Below are 2,101 nucleotides of genomic sequence, written 5' to 3'. Positions count from 1 at the left end.
GGGGCTATCTGGTTGTTCATCCATGACTACAATCGCAACATCCGAGAAAAGCTGGCCAAGCAAGGTCATCCGGCTTTTTCCTCTAGCCTGCACTAAAATGCACTACCGAGAAGCGGATATATCTCAAGCAAGACTCATCAATGAAGCTAATGGATACACTAAGTTCTTAGAGAACGACTTGATTTGGGCAAAAATTACCCCGTGTATGCAGAATGGAAAATCTGCTGTAGTTTCTGGTTTAGTAAATGGTATCGGCTTTGGCTCCACCGAATTTCACATCTTTAGAGAGAAAGCTGATACTGACATCAACTATATTTATGCTTTGCTCAGACTTAAAGTACTTAGAAATTATGCCACTCTATATTTTTCTGGTTCTGCTGGACATCAAAGAGTATCAGAAGATTTCTTCAAAAAGCTAATAATTCCAAAGCCACCACTTGAAAAGCAGCTTGAAATTGTCGATCACACTACTGCAATTCGCAATCATGCTAAGCAACTTAGGCAAGAAGCTAAAGCAGAGTTAGAGCGAATTAAGCGAGAAGTTGAAGCGATGATTTTAGAAGAACCCGAAAACGAGGTATAACCATCCTCTTTCAGTGGATGATTGAAGATCATCGGTGCTGAGTTCAGGGTTTCTAGTCGCCGCTGAAGACGAACATTTAACTGATAATATGATCGCTTGATCTATGAGCTGACTACCTAACCGATAGCTATCATTTTTTAGGTGAGAGTTACTTCTCATATAGCTTAATCCTATGGTTACCGCCAACGATAACGTCCCTCACCTCAACCCCGATGAATATCTGGTTTGGGAAGAAACCCAGCCAGAAAAGTATGAGTATATCGATGGCGAAGTCTATGCCATAGGCGGCGGCAGTGTGAATCATGGGCGCATTGCCATTCGCTTAACCAGCCTCTTTGAGGCTCATATAGAGGGAAGCCCTTGCATCACCGGAAACTCTGACATCAAGGTTAAGACTGTGGCTAGCCAAAACTATACCTATCCCGATGCCAGCGTCACCTGCGATGAACGCGACAGGCAAACGACTCAATACATTACCTATCCCTGCTTGATTGTTGAAGTGCTATCAGAAAGCACCGAAGCTTACGATAGGGGCGGCAAGTTCAGGCTATATCGCCAAAAACCAGTTCTACAGGATTACTTATTGGTAAGTTCCACCAAGATTGAGATGGATTCATACCACAAAAATGAGGCTGGTGACTGGGTGATCATTAACTATCAACCAGGCGACACCATCGAGTTAAAAAGCATTGGTCTAAGTTTTGGGCACCTCGAAAAATACTGAAGACACTGTCTCATAATGAGACTCATGTCGAAATCTGGATTCCTGAAATATTTGCTAATAGTCAAATATTTGATCATTAGTATTTGGATTCTTAAAGAGATAGTCGATAGACACGAAAAGATGAGATCATAGATCATATAAATCACTCATTTCTCATCAGGACTATGGGACAAAAAGGATTCTGGGACTTTGAGGAACGCCAGCAGGAATTGCTCAACAAAAATAAAACCTTAAAATATCTCAATGACATTATTCCTTGGGAGTTATTCCGAGATGAACTAGAATCGCTCCATAAAAAAGACCGCAAAAGCAATGCAGGCCGCAAACCAATCGATGTCATTTTGATGTTTAAGCTCTTGATCCTACAACAGCTTTATAACATCAGCGATGAAGAATTGGAGTACCAAGTCAAAGATCGTCTATCGTTCATGGAGTTTCTGAACTTGGGGATAGAAGATCCGGTGCCTGATGCAACTACTGTCTGGCTATTTCGTCAGCTCCTCAAAGACCATGACAAAATAGAGACTCTCTTTGAGCAGGGTAATCGCATCTTAATCGAGTGCTCGTATTGATAGGCTAAGGGGTAAAAATCAACAGGTTATAGCGCGTCGACTTAGGCCTACGGCCCCGTCATGGTCGAATATTTGAGCTGATTGCCTCCCAACGAAATCGGTTGTCTTTATCTCGGCGTGGCCCTCTGGTTGGCTGTCACGCCTTATCCACCCCACTGGCTGCCAGGATTTTGAGCAAAAAGTTATTGTCCATTGCGGCGGTGTAGCGCTTCATCTTCAAAC

Annotated in this window: 3 protein-coding genes; all 3 read left to right on the top strand. The window is 42.8% G+C overall.

Annotated elements, in window-relative coordinates; genetic code table 11:
* On the top strand, positions 1–583 hold a 583-nt coding region (locus H6G62_RS26965; protein ID WP_206755666.1), incomplete at its 5' end, for a restriction endonuclease subunit S.
* Positions 584–755: 172 nt separating this feature from the next.
* Complete coding sequence (locus H6G62_RS26960; RefSeq protein ID WP_190500893.1) at positions 756–1,307, top strand: Uma2 family endonuclease; 552 nt, start codon at positions 756–758, stop codon at positions 1,305–1,307.
* Between the two features lie 164 nt (positions 1,308–1,471).
* Complete coding sequence (locus H6G62_RS26955; RefSeq protein ID WP_190500891.1) at positions 1,472–1,879, top strand: transposase; 408 nt, start codon at positions 1,472–1,474, stop codon at positions 1,877–1,879.
* The last annotated feature ends 222 nt before the right edge of the window (positions 1,880–2,101 follow it).

This window comes from Phormidium sp. FACHB-1136, assembly GCF_014697375.1.
Taxonomy (GTDB): Bacteria; Cyanobacteriota; Cyanobacteriia; order Phormidesmidales; family Phormidesmidaceae; genus Nodosilinea.
This window is presented reverse-complemented; position numbering and strand designations above follow the sequence as displayed.